Genomic DNA, 26177 nt, shown 5'->3' on the forward strand with positions numbered 1-26177 from the left:
AAGGAGCCGAAGTGGACTACGTCCTCAACCCGGGTGACATCTCCTGGCACCGCCTCGAAAAGCCCGGTTTCCCCGGCATCGGGTTCGAGTTCAGCGAAAGCGTCGTCGACGCCGACTACACGTCCGTCTACAGCGTCCAGCTCTCCAAGATCGGCCCGGGTGGCAAGTCGAAGCTGCACCGCGACCCGTACAACCACGCGTTCTACGTGACCGCGGGCAGCGGTTCGGTGCGCATCGGCAAGGACTCGTGGGACGTCGAGGTCGGTAGCGTCATCAAGATCCCCGCCGGCGAGATCCACGGGTTCTCCAACACCGGCGAGACCGACCTCGAGTTCGTCGTGATCTACGACCCGCCCTACGTCGCCGGCACCGACCCGGTGCAGACGCTCGAGCACTGACCCCGCCCGGCTGCCGGCGGGGGCGTCCCCCCCCCGCCGGCCCGTTTCCCCGTTCGTCCACATGAGACCCACCGGAGTGTCCATGTCCAGCACCGCTTCATCGACCTTGCGCAGATCCGTGCTCGTCAGCCTCGCCGGATCCGCGATCGAGTGGTACGACTTCTTCGTCTACGCCTCGGCGACCGCGCTCGTGTTCACCAAGCTCTTCTTCCCGGCGACCGATCCCTTCGCCGGCACCCTGCTCGCGTTCAGCACCTTCGCCGTCGGGTTCGTGGTCCGGCCCGTCGGCGCGGCCCTGTTCGGTCACTTCGGCGACCGCGTCGGCCGCAAACCCGCGCTCGTCACGGCCATGCTCACCATGGGGATCGCGACGACCGCCGTCGGGCTCCTGCCGCCCTACGCGTCGATCGGTGCCGCCGCGCCGATCCTGCTCGTCGTGCTGCGTCTCGTGCAGGGCCTCGCACTCGGCGGCCAGTGGGGCGGTGCCGTGCTGCTCGTGACCGAGAACGCGCCGGAGCACCGCCGCGGGTTCTACGGCAGCTTCGCCCAGCTGGGCGTGCCGATCGCGCTGATCCTCTCGAACGTCGTGTTCCTCCTCGCGTCGGCGGCGCTGCCGGACGACGCGTTCCTCGCGTGGGGCTGGCGGATCCCGTTCCTGCTGAGCATCGTGCTCGTCGGCGTCGCGCTCTACGCGCAGAGCCGCGTCGAGGAGCACGCGCCGGACCGCTCCCGCCGCGAAGGCCGCGCGCCGCTGGTCGAACTGCTGCGCCGCTACCCGCGCCAGATCCTGCTCGCGGCCGCCGCGACGATGGTCGGCGGCACCAGCTACTACCTGCTGGCCGTGTACCTCGTCTCGTACGCCACCGGGCACCTGCACCAGTCGCGCGGCACCGTCCTCATCGGAGTGCTGGTGTCCGCCGTCGTGTGCGCGCTGGTGATGCCCGCGTTCGCCGCGTGGTCCGACGTGGCCGGCCGGCGCCGCGTCTTCCTGCTGGGCGCCGGATTGCTGGCGGTGTGGGCGTTCCCGCTCTTCTGGCTCGTCGAATCGGGCTCACCCGTGCTCGTCGGCCTCGGGCTGGTCGTCGGGCAGGCGTTCTTCGCCATGACCTACGGCCCGTCGCCCGCCCTGTTCGCGGACCTGTTCGGCGAACGCGTCCGCTACACCGGCATCTCCCTGGGCTACCAGCTCGGCTCCGTCCTCGGCGGCGCGTTCGCCCCGATCATCGCCACGACCCTCCTCGCGGGCACCCACTGGTCCGGCTCCATCGCGCTGTACCTGATCGCGGTGTGCGCGGTGTCCTTCATCGCCGTGTGGTTCGCCCCCGCCCGCGCGGCGGGCCCAGCCACCTCCGGCCGCACCCTCGTCACGTCACCCACAACGGACGACGGCACCCGCTGACCCACGACCTTCGGCGGCCGGCGTGCGATCGCCGGCCACCGAAGACCACCGGCCGGCTAGATCGTGTCTGACAAAGCCTTGGTCCAGGTGGTCGCCGCATAGAGGACGACCGCGGAGCGATAGACGATGGTCAACTTGTCGTATCGGGTGGCCAGGCCGCACCGTTGCTTGAGCAGGTTGAACCGTCGTTCGATGACGATGCGACCGCGGTAGTCGACCGGGTCGAACGCCGACGGACGACCGCCGCGTGAGTCCCGGCGTGTGCGGTGCCCGACTCTGTCGGCGGGTTCGTGGATCGCGGCGGTGATGCCGCGGGCGATCAGGCTGCTCGGCGAGCAGATCCGTGTAGTTCGACCCAGCCCCCTGTGACACGCCAGACGGTGGTGGCGTGCTGATGCGCCCGCGCAATCGTCGAATCCACCGACACCGCCCACTCCACCAGACCGGTCGCGTCCGCGACGGTGAGCAGCGGCTGCAGCACCGCGTCCGAGGTGCCGTCCCCGGCCATCCGCCGGTGCCAGGTCCAGATCGCCTGCCACGGACCAAACACCGCCGGCACATCCCGCCATGCAATCCCGCACCGGTACCGGTAGATGATCCCCTCCACCATCGCCCGCGCATCCGAAAACGGGCGCCCCTGCTTACCGGTCCGCACCGGTAGCAGATCCTCGATCAACGCCCACTGCTCGTCCGACAGCAACTGAAACCGCGACACAACCGAGCATCCCGGCCGCCACGCACCAGGTTTGTCAGGCATCCCCTAGATCACGACGTTGCAGTAGAGCCGGTGCCCGCCGGCCACCGCGCCCTTGGCCAGGACGGCGAGTTCCCTCAGGAAGGCGACGATGTGCTCGAGTTCGCCGCTCTCGTTCCGGGCGATGAAGGCGACGGCGGCGGCGTGCAACACGTTGTCGTCGGCGGCCGCCAGCGAGTCGCGGAACGCGTCGGCCAGCGACACCACGCAGGCTTCGCCGTCGCTGTCGCCTTCTTGCGCGACCTCCGGACAGTGGAGCGGATCGTCCTCGACCTCGGCGACCGTCCGGCCGGTCAGGGCCGCCTCGACCGGCAGCAGTTCGAAGAACGGATCGGCCCCCTTGACGGCGAGTTCGGGGTAATCCCCGCACCGGTCCGCGAACGTCCGGGCCGCCATCGCGTCGTCGACGGCCACGAAGTAGTCATACAGCACTCGCAGACACTAGCGGGGGGGGGGGGGGGGGGGGGGGGGGCGCGCGGCGCCGGGGGGGGGGGGGGGGGGGGGCGGCCCCGCCCCCCCCCACCCCGCGGGGGCGGGCCCCCCCCCCCCCGCCCCGCGGGGGGGGGGGGGGGGGGCGCCGGGGGGCCCCCCCCCCCCCTACTGGGATCAGGCGCCGCGGGCCGTGTCTTCGTCGGGTCGCCAGGGGCCGATCACCGGACCGGGGTCTTCGGTGGCCTGTCCCCGGTTGCCGAAGACGACCGGCTCGCGGGGAGTGGTGTCGTGGTGGAGTTGGAAGACGTCGAAGCGGTTGTAGGCGCCGATGATGTCGTGCATCTGCTTCGGCTGGATGCAGCGGGCCAGGTCGATCTCGGCGTAGACGATGCCTTCCTCGTCGATCAGGGGCTCGCCGACGGGGTTGCCGTCGGGGCCGAAGATCCCCGACAGGGCGCTGTGGGGGCGCCGCATTTGTTTCGCGATGGCCGCGTCGTCGCCGGCGGCGATTTCGACCATCTCGTCGGTGATGGTGGAGCAGGCGACGATGGAGAACAGCTTGCCCTCGAAGGCGTGGGCGGCGCTGCGCACGGCGATCGCCTGCGCCATGTCGTAGTCCGCGGGTGCGACGGGCAGCGAGATGTAGCTGGCGACGTGCACCAGTTCCCCCTGTGCCAGCAGGGAAAACCGGGCGAGGGTGTTCGTGTTCTCGCCGCACGCGAGCGCACCGAGCGGGCCGACCGCGGAGTCGAGCACGCGCACGGTGCTGCCGTCGCCCCCGCCCCACGTGAGCTTTTCCGCCCACGTGGGCACGAGCTTGCGGTGCACGTTGAGCACCGAACCATCGGGCCCGATGGTGACGACGCTGTTGTAGATCAGCCCGAGGCTGTGCCGGCTGCGTTCGTTGACGCCGATGACCACCGTGGTCTTCGTGGCGGCCGCGGCCGCGCGCAGCGCGTCCAGGTGCGGGCCGGGGATGTCGATCGCGCAGCGGTACAGGCGTTCGTACCACGGCGAGCCCTGGACCGGGTTCATCGTCCAGTTCCAGTACGGGTAGCCGGGCACGAACACCTCGGGGAACGCGATCAGCGAAGCGCCGTTCGACGCCGCTTCGGTGATGAGCGAGACGGCCTTGGCGACCGTCGCGGCGGTGTCGAGGTACACGGGCGCGGCCTGCACGGCGGCGGCGGTGAAGCGGGGAAACTCTTCCACGGGTCAGACGCTCCTGTCCGGGGTTGCGGCGGTGACGGGGGTCCAGCGCGAGCGGGCGAGGCCCGGTTCGGCCGGGCGGAGGGTGAGCAACGGGCGCGCGCGGCCGCCGCTGGGCGGCTTCGCCGCGCCGCCGGCCTGCGTCGGCGGCCAGTAGGCGCCGGGCCCGGAGTAGCCGAGTTCGGTGGCCGCGTGCAGTGCCCACGACGGGTCGTGCAGCTGCGCGCGGCCGATCGCGGCGAGGTCCGCGCGGCCGGCGAGGACGATCGAATTCGCGTCATCGCACGTGGAGATGCCGCCGACGGCGATCGTCGGGATGCCGACGTCGGCGCGGATGCGTTCGGCGAACGGCGTCTGGTAGCTGCGGCCGTACGCGGGCCGTTCGTGGGCGACGACCTCGCCGCTGGACACGTCGATCGCGTCCACCCCGTGTTCGGCCAGCGCGGCGGCGACGCGGACGCTGTCCTCGATCGTGGTGCCGCCCTCGGCCCAGTCGACGGCCGAGAGCCGCACGAGCAGCGGCTTGTAGCGCGGCCACACCGAGCGCACCGCCGCGACCACGGCGAGCGGGAACCGCAGCCGGCCCTCGAGGTCGCCGCCGTAGCGATCCGTGCGGTGGTTGGTCAGCGGCGAGAGGAACGTCGAGAGCAGGAACCCGTGCCCCGCCTGGAGTTCGAGCACGTCGAAGCCCGCGAGGTCGGCCCGGCGGGCGGCGGCCGCGAAGTCCTCGACGAGGGGTTGGAGCGCAGTCAGCGCGTGGGGCACCGGCAGGTCGCCGAACGCCAGGGCCGAGGGCGCGACGGTCCGCCAGCCGTTGGCCGTCAGCGCGGTGCCGAGGGAACCGCTGTCCGGCACCGCGGTCGAACCCTTGCGCCCGGAGTGGCTCAGCTGCACGCCGACGAGCGCGCCGCTGTGCGCGTGCACGGTGTCGGTGATGCGGCGCCACGCGGCGGTCTGCTCGTCGGTGTACAGCCCGGGGCACGCCGGCGTCACCCGGCCGTGGGCGGTCACGGCGGTCATCCCGGCCAGCACCAGCCCGGCTCCGCCGAGGGCCTTGCCCGACAGGTGCAGCAGCTCGGCTTCGCCCGGCAATCCGTCGACGGCGCTGTACGTCGCGATCGGCGCGGCCACCACGCGGTTGCGCAAGTGCCGCCCCGCCAGCACGAGTGGTTGGAACAACGGGGGAGTGCCGTCTTGGCGCCCGCCCGGTGTGTGCTCGCTGAACCAGCGGTCCAGCGAGCCGATGTAGCCGGGGTCGCGCAGCTTCAGGTTGTCGTAGGTGACGCGGCGGCTGCGCGTGAGCAGGTTGAACGCGAACTGCGGCGGATCCTGGCCCACGACGTGGTCGATCGTTTCGAACCACTCGAGGCTCGCCTGTGCCGCGCGCTGAGTCGACTCGACGACGGGCCGGCGTTCGGTCTCGTAGTGCTCCAGCGCCGCGGCGAGGTCGCCGGGGGCGGCCTCGAGCGCGGCGGCGAGCGCGAGCGCGTCCTCCATGGCGAGCTTGGTGCCGGAACCGATCGAGTAGTGCGCGGTGTGCGCCGCGTCGCCCAGCAGCACGAGGTTGCCGTGGCGCCAGGTGCGGTTGCGCACGGTGGTGAAGCGCAGCCACTTCGAGTTGTTGGTGAGCAGTTGGGCATCGCCCAGGAACCTGTGCAGCAGCTCGCCGCAGCGTTCGACGCTCGCCACGTCGCTGACGCCGGGGCCGAACGAGCCGTCGGTGAACCCGGCGCGCCGCCACGTGCGGTCGTTCACCTCGACGATGAACGTGCTGCGATCGGCGCTGAACGGGTACGCGTGCACCTGGATCGGGCCGAATTCGGTCTCCTCGACCAGGAAGGTGAAAGCTTCCAGCACGCGGTCGGTGGCGAGCCACATGTAGTGGCACTCGCGCACGTCGAGCGAGGGCCGGAAGACGTCCTCGAACCGCTTGCGCACCGCCGAGTTCACGCCGTCGGCGGCGATCACGAGGTCGTACCCGGCCGTGAGCTCCTCGACGTCCGGCGCCTTCGTGCGGAAGCGCACGTCGACGCCGAGGTCGTGGCAGCGCCGTTGCAGGATCTCCAGCAAGCGTTTGCGCGCGATGGCGGCGAAGCCGTGGCCGCCCGAGGTGTGGACGGTGCCGCGGTAGTGCACGTCGATATCGCTCCACCGGGCGAATTCCCGCTCCATCGAGGAGAACACGGCGGGGTCGGCGTTGGTGATGCCGGCCAGCGTTTCGTCGGAGAACACCACCCCGAAGCCGAACGTGTCGTCCGCGGCGTTGCGCTCCCAGACGGTGACTTCGCGGCTCGGGTCGAGCTGCTTGGCGAGCGCGGCGAAGTACAGCCCGCCGGGCCCGCCGCCCACGATGGCGATCCTCATGAGCCGGGCACCTCCTGAACGGCGAGCGCGGCGCGCACCTCGTCGGGCCACGGGGTCGCGGCCGGTGCGTCGGGTTCGGCGTGGACCACGACGACGGCGCCGTCGGCGGCGACGCCGTGCGGGCCGTGCACCTCGAAGCCGAACGTGAGCGACGTGCGCCCGAGCCGGGTGACGCGGAAGGTGACGCGCACCACGTCGCCGAACCAGAGCCGGCCCCGGTAGTTGACCTCGTGGCGCACGCGGGGGGTGCGGCCGAACAGCCACGCGAGTCCCTTGCCCCGCAGCAGCTCCGCTTCGGCCTCTTCGGCCCAGCGCAGGACGACCGAGTTGTGCTGGTGGCCCGATGCGTCCGTGTCGTGCCATTCGACGCGTCGCTCGATCGTGGTCTCGAGACCGGCGAGCGGGGGACAGTCCGCGGATTCGGATGTCGTCATGAGTTTTCCTCCTGGCGGCCTTGACAGCGTGAACGGTATAGCTGAACTATGACTGTCGTCAAGAACACGACATATACAACGGGGAAGGCGCGATGACCACGTACAGCGATGACCAGCTGGGCCGCGCGCGGGTCGCGGACAACGAAGACCTGCGCGCCTACTACGAAAAGCTCGAAGCACTGGATGCCGGTGCACTGTGGACGATCGCCAACAAGATCGAGCCGTGGTACCCGCAACCGCAGTCGGTACCGATCAAGTGGAGCTTCGAGGAGCTGCGCCCGCTCGTGCTGGAAGCCCTCAACCTGGTCAGCGGCGACGACGCCGGCCGCCGCGTGGTCGCCCTGTACAACCCGCAGCGGCGCGACATCGCGGCCACCGTGGGCCTGCTCTACACCGGCCTGCAGGTGATGGGCCCGGGCGAGTCGATGACGGCGCACCGCCACCAGGCCGCCGCGCTGCGGTTCGTGCTCGAGGGCACCGGAGCGTGGACGATCGTCGACGGCCAGAAGCTCAAGGTCGGCCCGCGCGACTTCGCCATCACCCCGAACTGGACCTGGCACGAGCACGGCAACGAGGGCATCGAAGGCGTCGACGGCCCGGTCATCTGGCAGGACGGGCTCGACATCCCGCTCGTGAACGCACTCGACGCACCGTTCTACGAGGTGCACCCGGACATCTACCAGAAGCAGGAGGGGATCGTGAACTCCTCGCTGCTGACCTACGGCGCCGGGCAGCTGCGCCCCTTCGGCGACACCTGGCACAAGAACCACTCGCCGCTGCTGGCCTACCCGTGGGAACCGACGTACGAAGCGCTGCTGAACGCGGCCAAGGCCAGTGACGGTTCGCCGTATGACGGCATCATCATGGAGTACAGCAACCCGCTCACCGGTGGTTCGGTCATGCCCACGATGAGCGCGCACATGCAGATGCTGCGCCCCGGTGAAGCGACGCTGGCGCACCGGCAGGTCGGCTCGAAGATCTACACCGCGGCCAAGGGCAGCGGCACGTCGATCGTGGCGGGCAAGCGCATCGACTGGACCGAAGGCGACATCTTCTGCGTCCCGTCGTGGGCCTGGCACGAGCACGCGAACGCGAGCCGCTCCGACGACGCGTGCCTGTTCTCCTTCAACGACTTCCCGGTCATGCGCTCGCTCGGCTTCTTCCGCGAAGAGGCCTATTCGGACAACAACGGCCACCAGCCGATCGCCTGAACGGAGAACTCCATGCTGCTCATCACGTTCGCCGGGCCCGGCGGTGACCGGCTCGGGATCCAGGTCGGCACCGACGTCGTCGACGTCGAGGCCGCGGCGGCCGAGCGCGGCCTCGACGCGCCCGCCACCATGCTCGACGTCGTCCGGGGCGGAGCCGCCGCGCTCACGGCCCTCGAGACGCTGCTCGCGGGGGAGCCCGCGCGAAGTCCACTTGAGACGGTCGCCCTGCGCGCGCCCCTGCGGCCGGGCAAGATCGTGGGGGTCGGGCTCAACTACACCGAGCACGTCGCGGAGTCCGCGCGCACGCTCGACACCGACAAGGAGCTGCCGCAGCGCCCGGTGTTGTTCAGCAAGCCGGCCACCGCCGTCGTCGGACCGGGGGAACCCATCCAGCACAACGGAGATCTCACCGCGCAGCTCGACTGGGAGTGCGAACTCGCCGTGGTGATCGGGAAAACCGCGAAGCGCGTGTCCGCTCGAGCGGCGATGGACCACGTCTTCGGCTACAGCATCGTCAACGACATCAGCGCCCGCGACCAGCGCCGCTCCGGGCAGTGGTTCTTCTCGAAGGGACAGGACTCCTACGCGCCGTTCGGCCCGGCGATCCGCACGGCCGGCGACGTCCCCGATCCGTACGGGCTGGAGCTGTCGCTGCGCGTGAACGGTGACGTCAAGCAGAAGTCGAGCACGAAATACATGTTGTTCCGCATCGCCGAGCTCATCGCCGACATCAGTTCCGGCATGACGCTGGAACCCGGTGACGTGATCGCCACGGGCTCGCCCGCGGGCGTCGGCGCCAGCTTCACGCCGCAGCAGTTCCTCAAGCCCGGCGACGTCGTCGAAGCGTCCATCCAGGACATCGGCACGTTGAGCAACCCGGTGGTGGACGTCCGATGAAAGCCGCGTACCGCATCGGCCAGATCGTCCCGAGCTCCAACGTCACGATGGAGACGGAGATCCCGGCGATCTTCCGGGCGCGCGAAACCGTGGCGCCCGAGCGGTTCACGTTCCACTCCAGCCGCATGCGCATGAAACACGTGCGCGCCGAGGAACTCGCGGCGATGGACGCCGACTCCGGGCGGTGCGCGGCCGAGCTGTCCGACGCGCACGTCGACGTGCTCGGCTACGCCTGTCTCGTCGCGATCATGAGCATGGGCAAGGGTTACCACCGCCAGTCGGAGGAAACGCTCACTCGGATCACCGAGGAGAACGACGCGCCGGCGCCCGTCGTCACGAGCGCGGGTGCCCTGGTCAACGCGCTCGACGTGCTGGGCGCCAAGTCGATCGCCGTGCTGTGCCCGTACCTGAAGCCGCTGACGGAGACCGTCGTGGACTACATCCGGTACGAGGGCGTCGAGGTGACCGACTACGTCGCCCTCGAGATCCCGGACAACCTCGAAGTCGCCGCGCACGATCCCCGCAAGCTCGTGCCGCTCGCGCGCGACCTCGACCACGAGGGCGCCGACGCCGTCGTGCTGTCCGCCTGCGTGCAGATGCCCTCGCTGTCCTCGATCGACGTCGTCGAGAACGAGCTGGGCAAGCCCGTGCTGTCGGCGTCCATCGCCACCGCCCACCAGATGATGCGTGCGCTCGGCCTGCCCGCCGTCGCGCCCGGCGCCGGAGCGCTCCTGTCCGGCCGGTACGCCGATTCCCCCTATCCGGTTCCGCCAGCCGCCCGCTGACGGATTCCCCAGGAAGGCCGCAGATGGAGCTCACCCCATCGGCCCACGTCGACTCGTTCTGCCGCGACAACCTGCCCGAGCAGGCGGACTGGCCCGAGTTCCGGTTCGACGTACCGGAACTCGCCTACCCGCCCCGGCTCAACTGCGCGGTCGAGCTGCTGAGCGGGAGCATCGACCGGTTCGGACCGGACCGCCCGTGTCTCGTCACCGACGCCGGGACCTGGACCTACGGTGACCTGGCGCGTCGCAGCGACCAGGTCGCCCACGTGCTGGCGGGGGACTTCGGGGTGGTGCCGGGCAACCGGGTGCTGCTGCGCGGGCCGAACAACCCGTGGCTGGTCGCCACGTGGTTCGCGGTGCTGAAGGCGGGCGGGGTGCCCGTCACGACGATGCCGCTGCTGCGCGCGCGGGAGATCGACGACCTGGTGGAACTCACGCGGCCGAGCCTGATCGTGACCGACCACCGCTTCGCCGCCGATCTCGCGGCGATGGAGCACGCCGTGCCGGTGCTCGCGTACGGGGGCGAGGATCCCGGTGACCTCACGGCACGGGCCGCGGGCCAGCGCGGGGAGTTCGCGTGGGTCGACACGGCCGCCGACGACGTGGCGCTGCTGGCGCCGACGTCGGGGACGACCGGGAAACCCAAGGCCACCATGCACTTCCACCGCGACGTGCTGGCCAACGCGGACACCTTCGGCCGCTACTTGCTCAAGCCGACGGAGGACGACGTCTTCACCGGGACGCCGCCGATCGGCTTCACGTTCGGGCTCGGCGGGCTCGTCGTGTTCCCGCTGCGGTTCGGTGCCTCGACGCTGCTGATCGAGAAGGCCTCGCCCGACGAGCTCGCGGACGCGGTCGAACGCCACCACGTCACGGTGCTGTTCACCGCGCCGACGGCGTACAAAGCGTTGCTGGCGTCCGGAAAAGCCGGGGCACTGGCGAAGCTGCGCCGGTGCGTGTCGGCGGGGGAGCACCTGCCGGTGGCGACGTGGGAGGAGTTCGAGCGCGCCACGGGGATCCGGATCATCAACGGCATCGGCGGCACGGAGATGCTGCACATCTTCATCGCCGCGGCCGACGACGACATCCGGCCGGGCTCGACCGGGCGCGCCGTTCCGGGCTTCGAAGCGGCCGTGCTCGACGACGCCGGCAACCCCGTGCCCGACGGGACACCCGGGCGGCTCGCGGTGAAGGGTCCGACCGGTTGCCGCTACCTCGCCGATCCGCGGCAGAAGACCTACGTGCGCAACGGCTGGAACATCACGGGCGACACCTACGTCCGCGACGCCGACGGGTACTTCTGGTACCAGGCCCGCAACGACGACATGATCGTCTCGTCCGGGTACAACATCGCGGGCCCGGAAGTGGAGCAGGCCCTGCTGCGGCACCCGGACGTGCTGGAGGCCGCCGTCGTCGGCGCGCCGGATCCCGCGCGCGGCACGATCGTGCACGCGTTCGTCCGCTTGCGGCCCGGGGCGACCGTGGACGCGGCCGCGCTGCAGGACTTCGTGAAGCAGGCGATCGCGCCGTACAAGTACCCGCGCGCGATCGACTTCGTCACGGAGCTGCCGAAGACCCCCAGCGGCAAGATCCAGCACTACCGCCTGCGCGAGATGCTGCGAACCCGCTGACGCCCTTCGCGGAAACGGCCCGGCACCCACTCGATGCCGGGCCGTTTGCGCATTCCAAGATCCATTCCACTGTCGAGCTGCGGGAAACTGCGCGGCAGAAGATCGAATGCGCGAAACCATTTTCCCGACCGCGTGCATGCAGGTATTGCGACGACCGTCACAGCAGCGTACTGTTCTGAGGTTCGGCACATTTGTACCGCATCGTGGAACACGCGAGGTGCTGCATGTCCGGTGTCCAATCCGTCGCCCGATCGATGGCCGTGCTCGAGCGGCTCTCCGCGGGATCCGCGGGGATCCACGAGCTGAGCCGGGACCTGCGGCTCGCGCCGTCCACGGTGCAGCGGCTCATCGCGGCACTGCGTGAGGCCGACCTCGTCGAGCAGGACGAGACGGACCGCACGTACCGCCTGACCTGGCGGCTCTTCCAGTGGGGCCAGGCCCCGCTGCGCCGGCTGCGCCTGCGGGAACTGGCCAAACCGTTCCTGCAGGAGCTTTCGGCCGAGGTCGGGGAGACGATCGCGCTCGGCGTCCGCGACGGGCGGCACGTGCTGCACGTCGAGTGGATCCCGGCGCGCCACCTCGTGCAGCCGCGGGTCGGGATCGGCGAGCGCGTGCCGGCGCTCTCGTCGTCGCTGGGCCGCTGCTTGGTGGCGTGGCTGCCCGAGAAGGAACGCGCCGAAATGGTGTGGGAATCGGCGAAGGAAACCGCGCCGCCGGCCGAACCGAAAGCTGTGCTGGAAATGCTCGACGAAGTGCGTTCCTGCGGATTTTCGCTCGTGTTCGACACCGCGACGAACGTGTGCACCGTCGCCACTCCCGTGTGGCACGGGAATCGCGGGGTGATCGGGGCGATCGGCGTCGGCGGGCCCGCGACCCGGTTCCCCGAAGACCGGGCTCGCGCGCTCGCGCCCCGGATCGTCGAGGTCGGCGCGGCCATCAGCGACCACTACGGGACCGGCGCGAGCCGGCAACAGGGCGCCTGACAACGGGGAGAACCATGACCGACGACGAAACCGAACTGCTGAGGTTCCGCTCGACGCTGCGCCACTTCCCGAGCGGGGTGGCCGTGGTGACCGTCGCGCACGGCACCGACGTGCACGGGATGACCGCCAGCTCGTTCACCTCCGTGTCGCTGGACCCGCGGCTGTGCTCGGTGAGCGTGAACAAACCGGGCCGCATGCACAAGCTGCTCAAGCAGACCGACGGCCGCTACGGCATCAGCGTGCTGCACGACGGCCAGGGCTCGATCGCCGACTTCTTCGCCCGCCGGCCGTGGAGCACCGAATCGGGCGCGGCGATGGCGTGGGTCGACGGCTGCCCCGTGCTCGCGGGCGCGCTCGTCTGGCTCGTCTGCGAGAAGTGGGCGGAGTACGAGGGCGGCGACCACACGATCTTCGTCGGCCGCGTGCTCGACCACGGAGCCACCGCGAACCCGGATCCGTCCCCGCTCGTGCACCACAACTCGGCCTACCACCGGCTCGGCCTGCCCATGGCCGCCACCGACCGCAGTGGCGGCGAAGCCTGACTGCATCGCAACGAAGCGAAAGGGAACCACGATGGACTACGTACTCGCCCCGTCCGACGTCGTGTGGAACAAGATCGACAACCCCCGGGTGCCCGGCGTCGGGTTCGCGTTCAGCGAGAGCGTGATCGACGACGACTACACCGGTGTCTACAGCGCCCAGCTCGGCCTGATCGGGCCCGGCGGCAGCTCCAAGCCGCACCGCGACCCGTACAACCACGCGTTCTACTTCATCAAGGGCACCGGGACCGTCCGCATCGGACAGCAGACCTGGGACCTCGAACCCGGCACGATCGTGAAGATCCCGCGCGGCGAGGTGCACGGCTTCGAGAACACCGGCGACGAGGACCTCGTGTTCCTCGTGGTCTACGACCCCCCGTACGTGGCCGGCAGCCGCTTCGAGAAGAAGTAAGGGGGCGCGGCCATGCCCACTCGGCGCGCGTTCGGCGTGACAGTCCTGGCGGCGGCGCTTTCGGCGGCGACCGCGTGCGGGGCCGGCGGCGGCGCGTCCGCCCCGGGCTCGGCGATCAAGCTGTCGATCAACCCGGCCCAGCTGCAGTACCTCCCGATCATGGTGGCCGCCGACAAGGGCTACTTCCGCGACGCGGGGGTGGACGTCCGGATCGTCACCTACCAGGGCTCGGCGAACAACCAGATCCCGCTGCTGGCCCGCGGCGACGTCGACCTCAGCCCGGCGGTGTCCGGACCGTCGCTGTTCAACCAGTTCACGCAGGGCTTCCGCATCAAGCTGCTCGCGAACCTCACCTCGCCCCACGCCGGCTACCGCGACGGCGCCGTGATCGTGGTGCGCAAGGACCTGTGGGACTCCGGCGCGATCAAGAGCCCGAAGGACCTGGTGGGCAAGAAGATCGACGCGTCGGCCGAGGGCAACCCGCCGGACTTCCTGCTGCGCCAGGCCCTCCTGAGTGCCGGGGTCAACCCGGACCAGGCCGGCCTGACGCACAAGGCGCGCACCCCGAGCGACTCCGTCGAGTTCCTGCGCCAGCACGTCGAGGACGTCACCGTGATGAGCGAACCGTCGGCGAGCCAGGCCGAAGCGCAGGGGGTCGGCGTGCGGTGGCTCGGCTACCAGGCGGTCATCCCGTGGTACCAGGAGACGTTCCTCGCCGCGTCCGAGCAGTTCGCGTCCTCGCGGTCGGCGGACGCGCAGAAGGTGCTGACCGCCTACCAGCGGGCGGTGAAGGAGATCGACGCGTCCGGGGGCAAGTGGACACCCGAACTCCTCGCCACGGCGGCGAAGTGGACCAAGCAGAAGGAGGCCACGCTGAAGGCGATGGGCGGGCTCATGTACTTCAGTCCCGACGGGACGATCGACCAGGGCGCACTGGATCGCGTGCAGCAGTTCTGGGTGCGGGAGCAGCAGGTGGCGAGCCCCGTCCCGGTGACCGAGCTGCTGTCCGGGCCGGTGCAGCAGGTGAAGGCGGGTGGCTCGTGACCGGGTCCGGAGTGTCCACAGTCGAGCGCACCGGTGAGTGCATCGAAGTCGCCGGGGTGACCAAGACGTTCGGCACCGGCCGCGACGACGTCGTGGCGCTGCAGGACATCGAGCTGACCGTGGCCGCCGGCGAGTTCCTGTGCCTGGTCGGCCCGAGCGGCTGCGGCAAGACGACGCTGCTGCGCATCCTGGCCGGGCTCGAGCACCCGAGCAGCGGCGACGTGAGCTGGTCGATCGCACGCGGCTCCGGCCCGTTGCGGTCGATGGTGTTCCAGAACCAGGGGATCTTCCCGTGGATGACGGTGCTCGACAACGTCGCTTATGGACTGGCCGTGCGCGGGGTGAAGAAGCGGCAACGACGGGAGGTCGCGCGCCACTACGTCGACCTGCTCGGGCTGGCGCGCTTCGAACACGCCTACCCGGCGCAGCTCTCGGGGGGCATGCAGCAGCGGGTGAACATCGCCCGCGCGTTCGCCAACGACCCGGCGGTGCTGCTCATGGACGAGCCGTTCGCCAGCCTCGACGAACAGACCAAGCTGATCCTGCAGGACGACCTGCTGCGGATCTGGGAGGGCACGCGCAAGACGGTCGTGTTCATCACGCACTCGCTCGACGAGGCCATCACCCTGGGGGACCGCGTGATCGTGCTGTCGCGGCGCCCGGGCCGGCTCAAGACCGCCGTCGACGTCGGGCTGCCGCGGCCCCGCAACGCGATGGACCTGCGCAACGACCGGTCCTTCCTCGAGGTCCGCCAGCGCGTGTGGGACAGCCTGCGCGAAGAAGTCGTGTCCCTTCGCGAGGAGGCGTCGTGACCGGCCGGCGGGTGGGCTGGGCTCTGGGCAGCCCGGTGGCGCTGCTGCTCCTGTGGGAGCTGTGCTCGCGCACGAACCTCGTGGATTCCCGGGTGCTGCCGCCGCCGTCGGCGGTGCTGGCTCGCGTGGTGGAGCTGTTCGGCAACGGGGAACTGCTGCCGCACTTGGAAGCCACGCTCGTGCGGTTCGCGGCCGGTCTGGCGCTGGGTGTGGTGGCGGGTGTGCTCGTCGGCCTGACGATGGGACTGTTCGGGGTCGTGCGGCGGGTCGTGAACCCGCTGATCGCCGTGCTGTACCCGTTACCGCGCATCGCGATGTTCCCGTTGATCCTGATCCTGCTCGGGTTCAACGAGCGCGCGAACATCCTCGAGATCACGCTGGCTCCGTTCTTCACCATGGCGATCAGCACGCTCGGCGCGGTGCTCGCGATCGACCCGATCTACCGCGACGTGGCCAAGAGCTTCGAGACCGGCACCCTCGACCTGTACCTGCGCATCACGTTGCCCGCCGTGCTGCCCGCGGTGATCGGCGGACTGCGCGTGTCCATCGGCCTCGCGCTGATGTCCACGACGGCCGTGGAGTTCCTCGCCGCGAACACCGGGCTCGGGTACCTGATCTGGCACGCGTGGCAGATCCTGTCGCTCAAGGACTGCCTCGCCGCGATGGTCGTGGCCGGTGTGCTCGGCACGATCGCGTACGGGCTCGTCAGCCTGCTCGAACGCGTCGCGGTGCCGTGGCGGGCACAGGTGCCGGCGTGATCAGGCGAGGTCGGACACGCGCACGTCGCGCTCCGCCGTCAGCGATCCGGGCTCGACGAGCTCGTCGCAGCCGGCGCAGCGGACCTCCGGCTGCCACGGTTTCCCGCACTCGTGGCGGAACACCACGACGTGCTCGGGATCGTCGCGCACGAACCGGTCACCCCAGTCGCGCATCAGGTGCACGATGGCGTAGAGCTGCTCGCCGGCCTCGGTGAGGTGGTAGGAGTGGCGGGCCGGGCGCTCCTGGTACTGCTCCCGCCGCACGATGCCCGTTTCCTCCAGCGCGCGCAGCCGCGCGGCCAGCCGGTCGCGCGGCGCGCCCGTGGCGGCCACGATCTCGTCGAACCTCGTGGCGCCCAGCATGAGCTCCCGCACCGCCAGCAACGCCCACTTCTCGCCGACCACCCGCACCGCGGCGTCGATCGAACACACCCGTGGATCGGCGATGCGCGGCGTCCTCATACCCGCCGACGGTAGCGGCGCCGAGGTGGGTTGGCAATCCCAACCTTCGTGCTCGTCGACCACGGTGTTCCACGCTTGCGACCGAGTCGGATTTCGCCGTCGAGTACCCGGCGGGGCTGGGTGCGGGTGGTCGGAACCTCTCCCCATCCGCACCTCGTGCACCCCCAATCGCGGAAGCGCTCGACCGGCTGCTGCGCAGTTCGGCAGCCGTCCACTGTGGACTCCGAACGACATTTTGTGATCGACACCACATCACGTGATTCATTCGTGACCCGATCGGGTACTTCGTCTCAAGGTGTGCTTCTGCCGGCTCGTGACGGGGGTGGTGACGTTGACCGAGGCCCGACGCGCGGGGCGCCCGGGCACGTGGGTGCTGCCCTTGTTCGGCACGTCCGCGGCCACGGTGCGGGCGATGCGCACGTGGGTGACGGAGCACCTCGACGGGCTCGGCGACGAGCACCGCGACGACGTGCTGCTCGTCGCCACCGAACTCCTCGCCAACGCCCACGACCACGGCGGTGGACCACGCCACCTGCAGCTGTGGCACAGCCTCCGGCCGTGCACGGTGCGCGTCGAGGTCGCCGACTGCAACCTCGTGCAGCCCACGATGGGCGAATCCCGCCTGCCCGGCCCGCGTGGCCGCGGCCTGCTGCTCGTCGACCGCCTGTCCGTGACGTGGGGTGTGCTCCCGGAAATCGAGCGCGAGCGCAAGACGGTGTGGGCGCAGATCCCGTGCCTCGGCCGTTGCCCGCGACCCGCCGGAATCGGCCTCGGCAGCCGGATGGCCGGCTGAGCCGTCCTCTGTGGACCGGTGAGGGACTCGCCCTCCGGCCGTCGAGCCGGGCACTTCTCACCCTGTGCGGGTGAGGCGCGACCCGCGGCCGGGCGATGACCGTAGCTCCGTGACCCCGTGGCTCGCTGCGTCGCGCGGGTCTGTCCACAGTGGATTTAATACGGTGGATCGTCGGCCCGGGCGTGAGGTGGTCTCGTGAAGCTGCGTGGACGGAGCGGGAACGGGAAACGGCCGAGACTGCGCGGCGCCGCCCGAGCCCCCGCGACGACCTTCCCGCCCGGGAGCCTGCTGCCGCGCGTGCTGGTCATCCTGGTGGGGGCGGCCGCGGTCGTGATCACGCTGGCCGGGGTCAAGGCGATCGCGTTCCTCGTCGCGCCGGCGTTCCTGGCCCTGGTCATCGTGGTGACGGCCAGCCCGGTGCAGGTGTGGCTGCTGCGCAAGGGGTGGCCGCGCTTGCTCACCACGGTCGCTCTCGTGACGGTGGTCTACGCCGTGATGCTGGGCCTGGTGTTCGTGGTCGTCGTGTCACTGGCGCAACTGGGCACGCTCCTGCCGCGCTACGCCGACCAGGCCGCGGAGCTCCTGAAACACGCCACCGACCAGCTCGCCCAGTTCGGCGTGGGCCAGCAGCAGCTGCGTGAGATGGCGTCGTCGCTGGACCTCGGCAAGCTCGCGAGCCTCGTCGGCTCTCTGCTGTCCGGACTCGGCGGTGTGCTCACGAACCTCGTGTTCCTGCTGGCGCTGCTGCTGTTCCTCAGCACCGAGGCGACGTGGGCGGACCAGCGACTCGGCGCGATCGACAGCGACCGCCCGTGGCTCACGTCCGCGTTCCACCGCTTCGCCTCCGGCACCCGCAGCTACATGCTCGTGACCACCGTCTTCGGCTTCATCGTGGCGGTGCTCGACACGGTCGGGCTCCTGATCATCGCGATTCCCGTGCCCGTCTTGTGGGGGCTGCTCGCGTTCGTCACCAACTACATCCCGAACGTCGGCTTCGTGCTGGGCCTGATCCCGCCCGCGTTGCTGGGCCTGCTCGAAGGCGGCTGGAAGAAGATGCTGGTCGTCATCCTCATCTACAGCGTGCTGAACTTCGTGGTGCAGTCGCTCATCCAGCCGCGGTTCGTGGCCGGCTCGGTCGGTTTGTCGACCCTGGTGACCGTGCTGTCGCTGGTCTTCTGGTCGTGGCTGCTCGGCCCGCTCGGCGCGATCCTCGCGGTGCCGCTGACGCTGCTGCTGAAGGCGCTGTTCGTGGACATCGACCCGACGGCCGGGTGGGCCGACGCGCTCATCCGCATGGTCGGCCGCGGCCACGAACCGGCACCCGCGGTCGAGCCCGCAACCGGGACCGAGGTCGAACGCGCAGCCGAGCCCGAGCCGGGTCCGGACGCGAAGCCGACGAAGCAGACCGAGCGGACCGAGCCCGGACAGGCCGGTGCGGACCCCGGCGAACCGGGGCCCGCACCAGCCTGACCGCCCCGTCAGACCGCGCGGATCTCCTTACCGTGAACAGCGAGCGCGTAGATCACGAGCACGTCGACGGCGATCACGATGATCGCCCACAGGGGGTAGGCGGGCAGGAACGCGAGGTTGACGATCGCGCTCAGGCCGGCCAGCACGATCCCGGTGATCTGGGCCGCGCGGTTGCCCAGGTAGACGCCGATCCCGACGAGGACCAGCAGCGCGCCGAGCGCCAGGTGCACCCAGCCCCACGTGGTGTAGTTGACCTGGATGACGAGCCCGGACTCGTCGACGACGAAGTAACGCGTGTTGAGCAGCGCCACGAGCCCCTCGATGATCTGGAACGCGCCCAGCAGCATCATCATGATCGCGGCGAACGCGACCCAGCCGGTCCAGCCGGTGACGGTCGGGGTGGTATCGGGGCGGCGGCCGGTCGTGCCACCGGCTTCGGTGTGGGTCGCTCGTGCTCCCGTGTCGGTCATGGTGAGAGTCCTCTCGTGTCCTCGTCCTCTCGGGTGCCGGGGGTCCGTGCCCCGTGCAGGCCTTCACCAGAGGGTCGGACTCAAGAGCGGGTGAGGCCTCATCTCCAGCGGATGAAGCCTCACGCGAGCCCGTGCTCGCGCGCGACCAGCACGGCGTCTCGGCGGTTGGTGACGCCGAGCTTCACGTAGATCGCGCGCACGTGGGTCTTCACGGTGTTCACGGACACGGTGAGGTCCGCCGCGATCTCGTCGAGTGACCGCTGCGACGGCAGCCGCTGCAGCACCACCTGCTCCCGCTCGGTGAGCCGGTCGTCCACCGGCGCCGGGTCGAAGCGCCGCAGGCGGTCGCGGACCGAGGCTGCGAACGCGTCGAGCCGCCCGAAACCGCCCGAGTGGTCCACGAGCAGGTGCCGTACAGCCGGATCGGCCAGCGCGAACGGGCGCACCAGGTCGCCGTCGGCGGCCAGCGCGAGCGCGCGTTCGAGCGTGAGCAACGCGTCGGTGCGGCGGCCGTCCGCGACGGCGAGGGCGACCTCGGCGAGTTCGACGTCCACGGGGGTGGTCGGCAGCAGCGCCGCGCGCCGGCTGCGCAGCGCCGCCGCCGCGTCGTCGAGCCGCCCGGCCGCGAGGTGCGTCCACGCCTGCATCAGATCCGATTCACGGGTGCCGGCCAGGTGGTCGCGGGCCCACAGCAGGACCTCGTTCGCGTGCAGGGGTTCTTCGAGGAACACAGCCGCGTGGTGTTCCAGCACCGCGACCAGCGCGGCCGGACCGGCCGCGACGGCCCCGAGCTCGTGGCGGGCCTCGCGCATGGCTTCGACTCCGCCGCGCCGGTCACCGCCGTCGAACTGCGCGGCACCGCCCACGAACGCGCCCAGCGGCGTCGCCACCTCGGCGGCCTCCCGCGCGGCGGCCTCCGGGTCGAGCCGCAGCAGGTGATCGGCGGCGAGCACGAGCCGGGAGATGGCGAGCCACGGTGAGCGCCGCCAGCCGTGGCGGGTGGCGAGTTCGACGGCTTCGCGGCCGGCGTCGCGCGCGGCTTCCTGACCGCCGGCGAGACCCTCGGCCACCGCGATGGCGGCCAGCCCGTGCAGCACGAGGTAGTCCTGCCCGTCGTGCCGGGCGGCGGCCACCGCCTCGCGGGCCCGCGCCGCCGCGGCCCGCCGGGCGCCCCGGTGCAGCGATGTCCAAGCCCGGTCGAGGTCGGCCCACGTCCCCGGCGCCGACGGGGCCCGGCCCGGCGCCCGGCCCGCGGCCAGGGTGTGGTGGCGCGCCAGCAGCGTGTCGCCGCCCGGGGCCGGGGTCGGCTCGCCGGCCTGGACGTCGGCGAGGGTGCGTGCCGCGCGCAGCACGGGGTCGGCGCGCACGGCGTCGTCGCCTAGGTGCGCCAGGGTTGCCCGCACCGCGCTGTCCTCACCCGCCAGCAGGCACGGCACGGCGTGGGTGTGCAGCAGCGCCACGATCCCGGCCCGGTCGAGCCCGGCGACGGCTTGCTCCAACGCTTCGCCGACGCGGCCGCGGTGTTCGAACCAGCGGGCTGCCCTCGTGTGCAGCTCGCTCGCCAGGCCGGGGTAACGCAGGTCGAGATCGGCCCGCAGGTAGGAGCGCAGCAGTGGCTGGACGCGGTAGGAGCCGCTCTCGTCGTCGACGCGGGCGACCAGGAACGTGCGCCGTTCCAGCTCGGCCAGCACCGCGCCGGCGTCTTCGCGGGCGGCGAGCTCGCGCGCGAGCTCGGCCGGCACGGCGTCGCAGACGCTGATGCGGCGCAGCAGTTCCGGCGTGCCCTCGGGCAGCCGGGCGAGCACCTCGTCGGCGAGGAACCCGGCGACGGACCGGTCGTCGCCGTCGAGCTGGGTGAGGAAGGCGTCCACATCGGCGACGGTCCGCAGCGACACCGCGGCCCAGTGCACGGCCGCGGTCCAGCCGTCGGTGCGCTTGACGAGCTGGCGCACCTGCTCGTCGCCGCAGCGCACGCCCGTGGCGTGCAGCAGCTGGGCCGTCTCGTCGGCGGTGAAGCGCAGCTCGTCGGCGCCGACGCGGGCGAGACCGCCTTCGACCTGCAGGCGCGCGAGCTGCAGGTGCGGGGCGGACCGCGAGACGAGCGTGAGCCGCAGGCCGGTGGGGCGGTGGCGGATCAGCGTCGCCGTGTCGTGCAGCGGGGCTTCGTCCACGACCTCCTGGAGGTCGTCGAGCACGAGCCGCACGGGTTCGGGCAGCACGTCGAGTGCGTCGACGAGTTCGGCGAGGAAGTCGGCCCGGGAACCGTCCTCGGGCACCGCCAGTGTGTGCAGCCGGCTCGTCGCGGGCACCGCGTGGCCGAGCGCGCACAGGACCGCGGACCAGAAACTCTGCGGATCGTTGTCGTCGGGGTCGAGCGACACCCAGGCGACCGGGGCGGTGCGCGAACTCGTCCAGTCGGCCAGCAGTGCGGTTTTGCCGTAGCCCGCGGGCGCGCACACGGTCGTGACCGGGCTGGCGGCGGCGTCGTCGAGGGCTTCCAGAAGTCGTGGGCGCGTCACGAAATCCGGTGGCAGCAGGGGCATCGTCACCTTCGCACCCGGAACTCGCCACCGGTTGGTCCCCGACCCGGCTCGACCCACCCTTAGACCGTAGAACCGTTGCGAGCAGGGGTAAGGGCCGAAGGTCCTAACTGTCGACCAGTCCGCGGCGCAGCGCCGACCGCACGGCCTCCCGGCGCGAGCCCACCCCCAGTTTCCGGTACAGAGCGCGCACGTGCGTTTTCACGGTGTTGGGCGAAACCATGAGGTCGCCGGCGATCTCGTCGAGCGAGCGGACCGTCGGCAGCAGGCGCAGCACCGTGCGTTCGCGTTCGGTGAGCGCGACGGCGTCGGGCTGGCGGCCGCGCACGGCCCGCGCGCGACGCAGGTCCGTGGTGAAGCGCCGGCTCCCGGGGGTGTCGAGCAGCGCGAGGTCGAGCACCTCCGGCGCGGCCGACACCAGCGGCCGGAGCACGCCGAGCTGTTCGGCTGGGCCGAGGGCTTTCGCGATCGCGCGGCGTGCGCGCACGGGCTCGCCGCAGCGCAGCGCGATCTCGGCTTCGAGCAGCCACGCGGTGATCGGCGTCCACGCGAGCACGGGCGCGACGGATCCGTCGAGCAGCGGCTTGAGCAGGTTGCGAGCGTGGCCGTCGCGGCCGAGCACGACCTGGGTGCTGGCGCGGATGAGCAGGATCTCGCCGGCCGCCGGGATGCGTTCCCTGGCCCAGCCCAGCACCTCGCGCGCCGTCTCCCCGCGCCCGAGGCGGGTCGCCGCGTCGTGCTCGCACACGGCGGCGAGGGCGACGACCCCGTTCGGCAGCGGGCTGGGGCCCTCCGCCAGGCGGGCCTCGTGCATCAGGCGCAGCCCGGCGGAGCGCTGGCCGTTGTCGAACCGGGCCGCGCCGCCGAGCGTGGCGGACAGGAGGCCGAGCCCGGGCTGGCCGAGCGTGTCGGAGGTGGCGAGCACCGCCGTGACGCGGTCGATCTCGGCGAGGCAGGCCGACGCGTCCGCGCGCAGCAGCGCCGCGTTGGCGAGCAGGAGCGAGTTCTTCGCGCCGGTGACCGTGTCGAGCCAGCCGTGGGCGCGGGCGAGTTCGTCGGCGTCGCGGGCGAGCGCCGCCATGGCCCGGAAGTCGCCGGTGGCCGCGGCGACGCCGCCGAGGGCGGTGAGGCACTGCACCTCCAAGTGCCCGTGGCCGTGGGCGCGCGCGAACGCCAGCGCCGACTCGACGGGCCGGCGAGCCTCGTACGGGCGCCCGGCGGCGAGCAGCGCCTGGCCGGAATCCAGCAGCGTCATCGCGCTGAGCGCGGAACCCTGCTCGGCGACCGCGTCGATGCCGGGCTCGGCCACGGCGTCGCCCGCGGCGTGCGCGACGCGGGCGCCGACCAGCTCGCGCAACGCGTGCAACTCGCGCGAGGGCTCGCGCGGCCACGCGCGTTCCGCCAGCGTGACCTGGGCGCGCGCGGCGCCGGGGCGGGCCGCGTCGAGGTGCTCGAGCGCGCCGGTGAGGGCGAGCCACGGGTCGTCACCCACCACGTCGTCGCTCAGGACTGCGCGGGCGCGCCGCAGCACGTCGTGCTCGCCGGCCAGCAGCAGGTCGAGCGCGTGGCGGCGCAGCAGGTCGGCGACGAGCGCGGCGTCGCCGGCTTCCAGCGCGTGCGTGACGGCCTCGCCCGCCTGGTGGCGGGCGCGCAGCCATTCGGCCGCGCGCCGGTGCAGTTCCGGGACGCGGCGCGGGGTGCGCAGCATGAGGTCGGTGAGCAGGTGGGAGCGCAGCAGCCCGTGCAGGCGGTAGATCCGGCGGCCGGCGCCGGTGCGAAACAGCATCGCCGTGCGGTGTTCCAGCCGGGCCAGCAGCTCACCGGCGTCGGCGCGGCCGGACAGCGCCGTGGCCAGCGAGGCGGAAACCCGTTCGCAGACGCTGATCTCGCGCAGGAACTCACGCTCCTCTTCGGACAGTGGCGCGAGGACCTCGTCGACGAGGTAGGCGCTCACCGTCGGGCTCGCGCCCGTGAACTCGCCGCCGTCCTCCAGCGAGCCGGCTGCGAGCCGCAGCCCACTCGCCCAGCCTTCGGTGCGGCGCACGAGGTGTTCGACCTGCTCAGGCCCGATCGGCACGCCTTCGGCTTTGAGCAGGGCCGCGGCTTCGTCGGGCCGGAAGCGCAGGTGGTCGGAGCGCAGGTCGGCCAGGCGCCCGGACAACCGCAGGCGCGCCAGGGGGAGTGGCGGGTCCCAGCGCGTCGAGAGGACCAGGCGCAGGCCGCGCGGGCGCAGGCGCAGCAGCTGTTCCACGCCCCGCAGCGCTTCGGTGGCGACGAGCTCGTGGACGTCGTCCAGCACCAGCCGCAGCGGCTCGTCGAGCGTGTCGAGGGCGTCGACGAGGTCGGCCAGGAACGCGCGGCTGTCGGCGTCGAGCCGGCCGAGCGAAGGCGCCGCCGGCGTGAGCGCTTCGAGCACCCCGGACCAGAACCGGCGCTCGTCGTTGTCGGCCGCGTCGAGGGAAAGCCAAGCCGCGGAACCGAGTCCGTCGCGCCTGAGCCAGTCCGCGAGGAGCAAAGTCTTGCCGGAGCCCGCGGGCGCGCACACCATCGTCGCCGCGTCCGGCGCGACCCGATCGAGCGCCGCCAGCAGCCGCGGCCGCGACACGAAGCCCTCCGGCAGCTCCGGCACCGAGCGCTTCCGCCGCGCGACCCGCGGCTTTCCGTTGTGGGACACGCTCTTCTCCCTCCGCCCGTGGCATCAACTGTCGCACGCGCACCGCGCGAACACGAGCTCATCAGGTACGGGCGAGGACACACCCCGGCCCGCTCGCGACGCTGGCGGCCAGGGGAAACCTGGAGGCGCCGTGTCCGAGTCCAGCTACGTGTTCCGCGTGTCGGGCCGCCTGTCCGACCGCGCGACCCACGCCGTCCTCGGGTTCGGCGAGCTGGAAGTCACCGCCGCCCCACCCGAGACGATCATCTACTGCCACGTCACCGACGAGGAACGCCTGCACCGCCTGCTGACCCTCTTCCGCGTGCTGGGTCTCGACGTGGTCTCGATGCAGCAAGTACCGTGATTCCCGGCTTTTTCACCACTCCGGCATTCGGGTGACGGCGATTTCCGCGCCGCACACGCCTCACGCCCACGAGCTCACCGTCGGTGACGCCAACCTCGGTGACCCCCGCACGAGGGGAGCGACCGTTCTCCCTTCAGCCGGCCGCCTCCCCGCACCGCGGCCCCCTCGACAACGATCACCCGGACGCCCACCGCAGCGCCGCCGTACCGTGGACGACGTGACCGCCCTACTGGATCAGCCCACCCGGGGCACTGTGATATTTTGGATCGAACTGGGGCTCATGTGCAAATGCAAACAAGCACCAGCTCGCGGGGCCGGTAGCTCAGTTGGTTAGAGCAGGGGACTCATAATCCCTTGGCCGTCGGTTCGAGCCCGACCCGGCCCACTCTTCAGCTTCAACCATGAGCCTGGCCTGCGTAAACTCTCATCTTGGTTGATCTTGTGAGGCCTGGTGGCGACCGGGCCGCGACCGGCAACTGCACGAATCGGTTGTCACGGCACTCGGGCGGCGACGGGTAGTCGAGGCAGGGCTGCCGTTCTGCTGCTGTGGTCGGCACCGCGCCCGCCATGCTGTGCGCCACCACGCGGACCGGCTTTCCCTGCCGACGCTGTCCAGTTGCGCCACCAGAAGGTCGGCGGCGGCGTCCAGCCCGACACACGTGACCGGCGGCGGCTCCGTGGCGTACGCGACCGAGCCGAACGGATGTCGGCCGTGGTGGAAGCCGTGTAGCGGAACGAGCGGCTGGTTCGGCATGAATCCTCGGCGCAGGGGCTTACGCGGACATTCCGCCGGACGGTACCGAATTCGCGACCTTCGCGGTCACTGTCATCCGACTGCCACCGCAGCTCCTGTCCCCGGTTCACTGTCCACTCGCGACCCGTGCTGATTCCCGCTGGACGTGCCGATCCGGTGCGGCGCCGTGGTGGGGCGGCGTTCTGCCCCGCGTGGTTCAGGTCAGCCGACTGTGCGCACGACCGCGGCCCAGGTCGATCGCCGCGGGCTGCGAAGACCGGCGGATGTGGAACGGGCAAGGCGCGGGGGCCGGGTGTGCATGTGCCGCCACGCGCGGCCGATCCGCGCGAACACCAAGACCTGTCGAACGACTGTCCGATGCGACGCGACGGAGCCGGTTTCCGGTGGCCATCCGACGGAAGCGGACGGGCGGAGCCGCACTGGATCCTGGGAAGCCGCCGCGGGACGCGTGCTCGACCCGCACCGAGGCGGCTTTCGGGGAGTGCCGGTCAGGTCGGCTCCGGTGAAGGCAGCGTCCTAAGTGATGTCTCGTAACTGATGCTGTTGTTGGTGTTGCTGGGTGTTGCGGTCAGCCAGCGAGGAGGATGTTGTGCAAGTGTGCGATTCCGG

General features: G+C 71.3%; 24 protein-coding genes and 1 tRNA gene. 16 read left to right on the top strand and 9 right to left on the bottom strand.

The window, feature by feature from the left end:
* Nucleotides 1–11: 11 nt before the first annotated feature.
* Both ACIA77_RS48660 and ACIA77_RS48665 read left to right on the top strand, forming a co-directional pair.
* Complete coding sequence (locus tag ACIA77_RS48660) at nt 12–398, top strand: cupin domain-containing protein (RefSeq protein WP_395893028.1); 387 nt, start codon at nt 12–14, stop codon at nt 396–398.
* Between the two features lie 82 nt (nt 399–480).
* Entirely contained in the window at nt 481–1797 is a 1317-nt protein-coding gene (locus ACIA77_RS48665) for an MFS transporter (protein WP_395893029.1), read from the top strand.
* Nucleotides 1798–2116: 319 nt separating this feature from the next.
* Here the strand turns inward: ACIA77_RS48665 and ACIA77_RS48670 are convergent, their stop codons facing one another.
* From ACIA77_RS48670 to ACIA77_RS48690, 5 genes are all read right to left on the bottom strand, one after another.
* Complete coding sequence (locus tag ACIA77_RS48670) at nt 2117–2497, bottom strand: transposase (protein WP_395893030.1); 381 nt, start codon at nt 2495–2497, stop codon at nt 2117–2119.
* A gap of 60 nt (nt 2498–2557) precedes the next feature.
* The gene (locus ACIA77_RS48675) at nt 2558–2983 is read right to left on the bottom strand and encodes a hypothetical protein (protein ID WP_395893031.1); all 426 of its coding nucleotides are present in this window, start codon (nt 2981–2983) and stop codon (nt 2558–2560) included.
* A gap of 174 nt (nt 2984–3157) precedes the next feature.
* Nucleotides 3158–4195 carry a carbon-nitrogen hydrolase family protein gene (locus tag ACIA77_RS48680; RefSeq protein WP_395893032.1) on the bottom strand — a complete coding sequence of 346 codons (1038 nt, stop codon included), beginning with the start codon at nt 4193–4195 and terminating at the stop codon, nt 3158–3160.
* A 3-nt stretch (nt 4196–4198) separates the two neighbouring features.
* Nucleotides 4199–6556, bottom strand: coding sequence for an FAD-dependent monooxygenase (locus ACIA77_RS48685; RefSeq protein WP_395893033.1), 2358 nt, complete (start codon nt 6554–6556; stop codon nt 4199–4201).
* Nucleotides 6553–6990, bottom strand: a complete 438-nt coding sequence (locus tag ACIA77_RS48690) for an acyl-CoA thioesterase (RefSeq protein ID WP_395893034.1) — start codon at nt 6988–6990, stop codon at nt 6553–6555. The genes ACIA77_RS48685 and ACIA77_RS48690 overlap by 4 nt, the downstream gene beginning before the upstream one ends.
* Nucleotides 6991–7082: 92 nt before the next feature.
* Between ACIA77_RS48690 and ACIA77_RS48695 the strand changes: the two genes are divergently transcribed.
* From ACIA77_RS48695 to ACIA77_RS48740, 10 genes are all read left to right on the top strand, one after another.
* A complete protein-coding gene (locus tag ACIA77_RS48695) occupies nt 7083–8201 on the top strand; it encodes a cupin domain-containing protein (RefSeq protein WP_395893035.1) in 1119 nt (372 codons plus the stop codon).
* A gap of 12 nt (nt 8202–8213) precedes the next feature.
* Nucleotides 8214–9098: a fumarylacetoacetate hydrolase family protein gene (locus ACIA77_RS48700; RefSeq protein ID WP_395893036.1), complete on the top strand. Its 885-nt coding sequence runs from the start codon at nt 8214–8216 to the stop codon at nt 9096–9098.
* On the top strand, nt 9095–9883 hold the full coding sequence (locus ACIA77_RS48705; protein ID WP_395893037.1) for an Asp/Glu racemase: 789 nt from the start codon (nt 9095–9097) through the stop codon (nt 9881–9883). Before ACIA77_RS48700 ends, ACIA77_RS48705 begins: the two co-directional genes overlap by 4 nt.
* A gap of 23 nt (nt 9884–9906) precedes the next feature.
* Nucleotides 9907–11514, top strand: coding sequence for an AMP-binding protein (locus ACIA77_RS48710; RefSeq protein WP_395893038.1), 1608 nt, complete (start codon nt 9907–9909; stop codon nt 11512–11514).
* Between the two features lie 224 nt (nt 11515–11738).
* The gene (locus tag ACIA77_RS48715) at nt 11739–12497 is read left to right on the top strand and encodes an IclR family transcriptional regulator (RefSeq protein ID WP_395893039.1); all 759 of its coding nucleotides are present in this window, start codon (nt 11739–11741) and stop codon (nt 12495–12497) included.
* 14 nt (nt 12498–12511) lie between these two features.
* Entirely contained in the window at nt 12512–13039 is a 528-nt protein-coding gene (locus ACIA77_RS48720) for a flavin reductase family protein (protein WP_395893040.1), read from the top strand.
* 31 nt (nt 13040–13070) lie between these two features.
* Entirely contained in the window at nt 13071–13448 is a 378-nt protein-coding gene (locus tag ACIA77_RS48725) for a cupin domain-containing protein (protein ID WP_395893041.1), read from the top strand.
* A gap of 12 nt (nt 13449–13460) precedes the next feature.
* On the top strand, nt 13461–14492 hold the full coding sequence (locus ACIA77_RS48730) for an ABC transporter substrate-binding protein (protein WP_395893042.1): 1032 nt from the start codon (nt 13461–13463) through the stop codon (nt 14490–14492).
* Nucleotides 14489–15304, top strand: a complete 816-nt coding sequence (locus tag ACIA77_RS48735; protein ID WP_395893043.1) for an ABC transporter ATP-binding protein — start codon at nt 14489–14491, stop codon at nt 15302–15304. The genes ACIA77_RS48730 and ACIA77_RS48735 overlap by 4 nt, the downstream gene beginning before the upstream one ends.
* Nucleotides 15301–16062: an ABC transporter permease gene (locus tag ACIA77_RS48740; RefSeq protein WP_395893044.1), complete on the top strand. Its 762-nt coding sequence runs from the start codon at nt 15301–15303 to the stop codon at nt 16060–16062. Before ACIA77_RS48735 ends, ACIA77_RS48740 begins: the two co-directional genes overlap by 4 nt.
* On the opposite strand, the gene ACIA77_RS48745 is transcribed toward ACIA77_RS48740, so the two are convergent.
* On the bottom strand, nt 16063–16524 hold the full coding sequence (locus ACIA77_RS48745) for a winged helix-turn-helix transcriptional regulator (protein ID WP_395893045.1): 462 nt from the start codon (nt 16522–16524) through the stop codon (nt 16063–16065). It lies immediately after the preceding gene.
* Between the two features lie 331 nt (nt 16525–16855).
* Here ACIA77_RS48745 and ACIA77_RS48750 point away from each other — a divergent pair, with 331 nt between their 5' ends.
* Entirely contained in the window at nt 16856–17317 is a 462-nt protein-coding gene (locus ACIA77_RS48750) for an ATP-binding protein (RefSeq protein ID WP_395893046.1), read from the top strand.
* 195 nt (nt 17318–17512) lie between these two features.
* Nucleotides 17513–18787 carry an AI-2E family transporter gene (locus ACIA77_RS48755; protein WP_395893047.1) on the top strand — a complete coding sequence of 425 codons (1275 nt, stop codon included), beginning with the start codon at nt 17513–17515 and terminating at the stop codon, nt 18785–18787.
* 8 nt (nt 18788–18795) lie between these two features.
* On the opposite strand, the gene ACIA77_RS48760 is transcribed toward ACIA77_RS48755, so the two are convergent.
* The 3 genes from ACIA77_RS48760 to ACIA77_RS48770 all read right to left on the bottom strand — a co-directional run bounded on the left by ACIA77_RS48760 (nt 18796) and on the right by ACIA77_RS48770 (nt 24471).
* Entirely contained in the window at nt 18796–19257 is a 462-nt protein-coding gene (locus ACIA77_RS48760) for a hypothetical protein (RefSeq protein WP_395893048.1), read from the bottom strand.
* Nucleotides 19258–19376: 119 nt separating this feature from the next.
* Nucleotides 19377–21800 carry a LuxR C-terminal-related transcriptional regulator gene (locus ACIA77_RS48765; RefSeq protein WP_395893050.1) on the bottom strand — a complete coding sequence of 808 codons (2424 nt, stop codon included), beginning with the start codon at nt 21798–21800 and terminating at the stop codon, nt 19377–19379.
* Between the two features lie 103 nt (nt 21801–21903).
* Nucleotides 21904–24471, bottom strand: coding sequence for a LuxR C-terminal-related transcriptional regulator (locus ACIA77_RS48770; RefSeq protein WP_395893049.1), 2568 nt, complete (start codon nt 24469–24471; stop codon nt 21904–21906).
* Nucleotides 24472–24601: 130 nt separating this feature from the next.
* On the opposite strand from ACIA77_RS48770, the gene ACIA77_RS48775 reads away from it, so the two are divergent.
* Nucleotides 24602–24814 (top strand): hypothetical protein, encoded by a 213-nt coding sequence (locus ACIA77_RS48775; protein ID WP_204094848.1) that lies wholly within the window; start codon nt 24602–24604, stop codon nt 24812–24814.
* 311 nt (nt 24815–25125) lie between these two features.
* A tRNA-Ile gene (locus ACIA77_RS48780) sits at nt 25126–25199 on the top strand.
* The last annotated feature ends 978 nt before the right edge of the window (nt 25200–26177 follow it).

Source organism: Amycolatopsis sp. NPDC051903 (assembly GCF_044452505.1).
Classification (GTDB): domain Bacteria; phylum Actinomycetota; class Actinomycetes; order Mycobacteriales; family Pseudonocardiaceae; genus Amycolatopsis.

Excerpts from the sequence above, each read along its gene's own strand:
- ACIA77_RS48665 (WP_395893029.1), top strand. The coding sequence starts at position 481 with ATGTCCAGCACCGCTTCATCGACCTTGCGCAGATCCGTGCTCGTCAGC.
- ACIA77_RS48685 (WP_395893033.1), bottom strand. The coding sequence starts at position 6,556 with ATGAGGATCGCCATCGTGGGCGGCGGGCCCGGCGGGCTGTACTTCGCC.
- ACIA77_RS48690 (WP_395893034.1), bottom strand. The coding sequence starts at position 6,990 with ATGACGACATCCGAATCCGCGGACTGTCCCCCGCTCGCCGGTCTCGAG.
- ACIA77_RS48695 (WP_395893035.1), top strand. The coding sequence starts at position 7,083 with ATGACCACGTACAGCGATGACCAGCTGGGCCGCGCGCGGGTCGCGGAC.
- ACIA77_RS48700 (WP_395893036.1), top strand. The coding sequence starts at position 8,214 with ATGCTGCTCATCACGTTCGCCGGGCCCGGCGGTGACCGGCTCGGGATC.
- ACIA77_RS48705 (WP_395893037.1), top strand. The coding sequence starts at position 9,095 with ATGAAAGCCGCGTACCGCATCGGCCAGATCGTCCCGAGCTCCAACGTC.
- ACIA77_RS48710 (WP_395893038.1), top strand. The coding sequence starts at position 9,907 with ATGGAGCTCACCCCATCGGCCCACGTCGACTCGTTCTGCCGCGACAAC.
- ACIA77_RS48715 (WP_395893039.1), top strand. The coding sequence starts at position 11,739 with ATGTCCGGTGTCCAATCCGTCGCCCGATCGATGGCCGTGCTCGAGCGG.
- ACIA77_RS48720 (WP_395893040.1), top strand. The coding sequence starts at position 12,512 with ATGACCGACGACGAAACCGAACTGCTGAGGTTCCGCTCGACGCTGCGC.
- ACIA77_RS48725 (WP_395893041.1), top strand. The coding sequence starts at position 13,071 with ATGGACTACGTACTCGCCCCGTCCGACGTCGTGTGGAACAAGATCGAC.
- ACIA77_RS48730 (WP_395893042.1), top strand. The coding sequence starts at position 13,461 with ATGCCCACTCGGCGCGCGTTCGGCGTGACAGTCCTGGCGGCGGCGCTT.
- ACIA77_RS48745 (WP_395893045.1), bottom strand. The coding sequence starts at position 16,524 with ATGAGGACGCCGCGCATCGCCGATCCACGGGTGTGTTCGATCGACGCC.
- ACIA77_RS48760 (WP_395893048.1), bottom strand. The coding sequence starts at position 19,257 with ATGACCGACACGGGAGCACGAGCGACCCACACCGAAGCCGGTGGCACG.
- ACIA77_RS48765 (WP_395893050.1), bottom strand. The coding sequence starts at position 21,800 with ATGCCCCTGCTGCCACCGGATTTCGTGACGCGCCCACGACTTCTGGAA.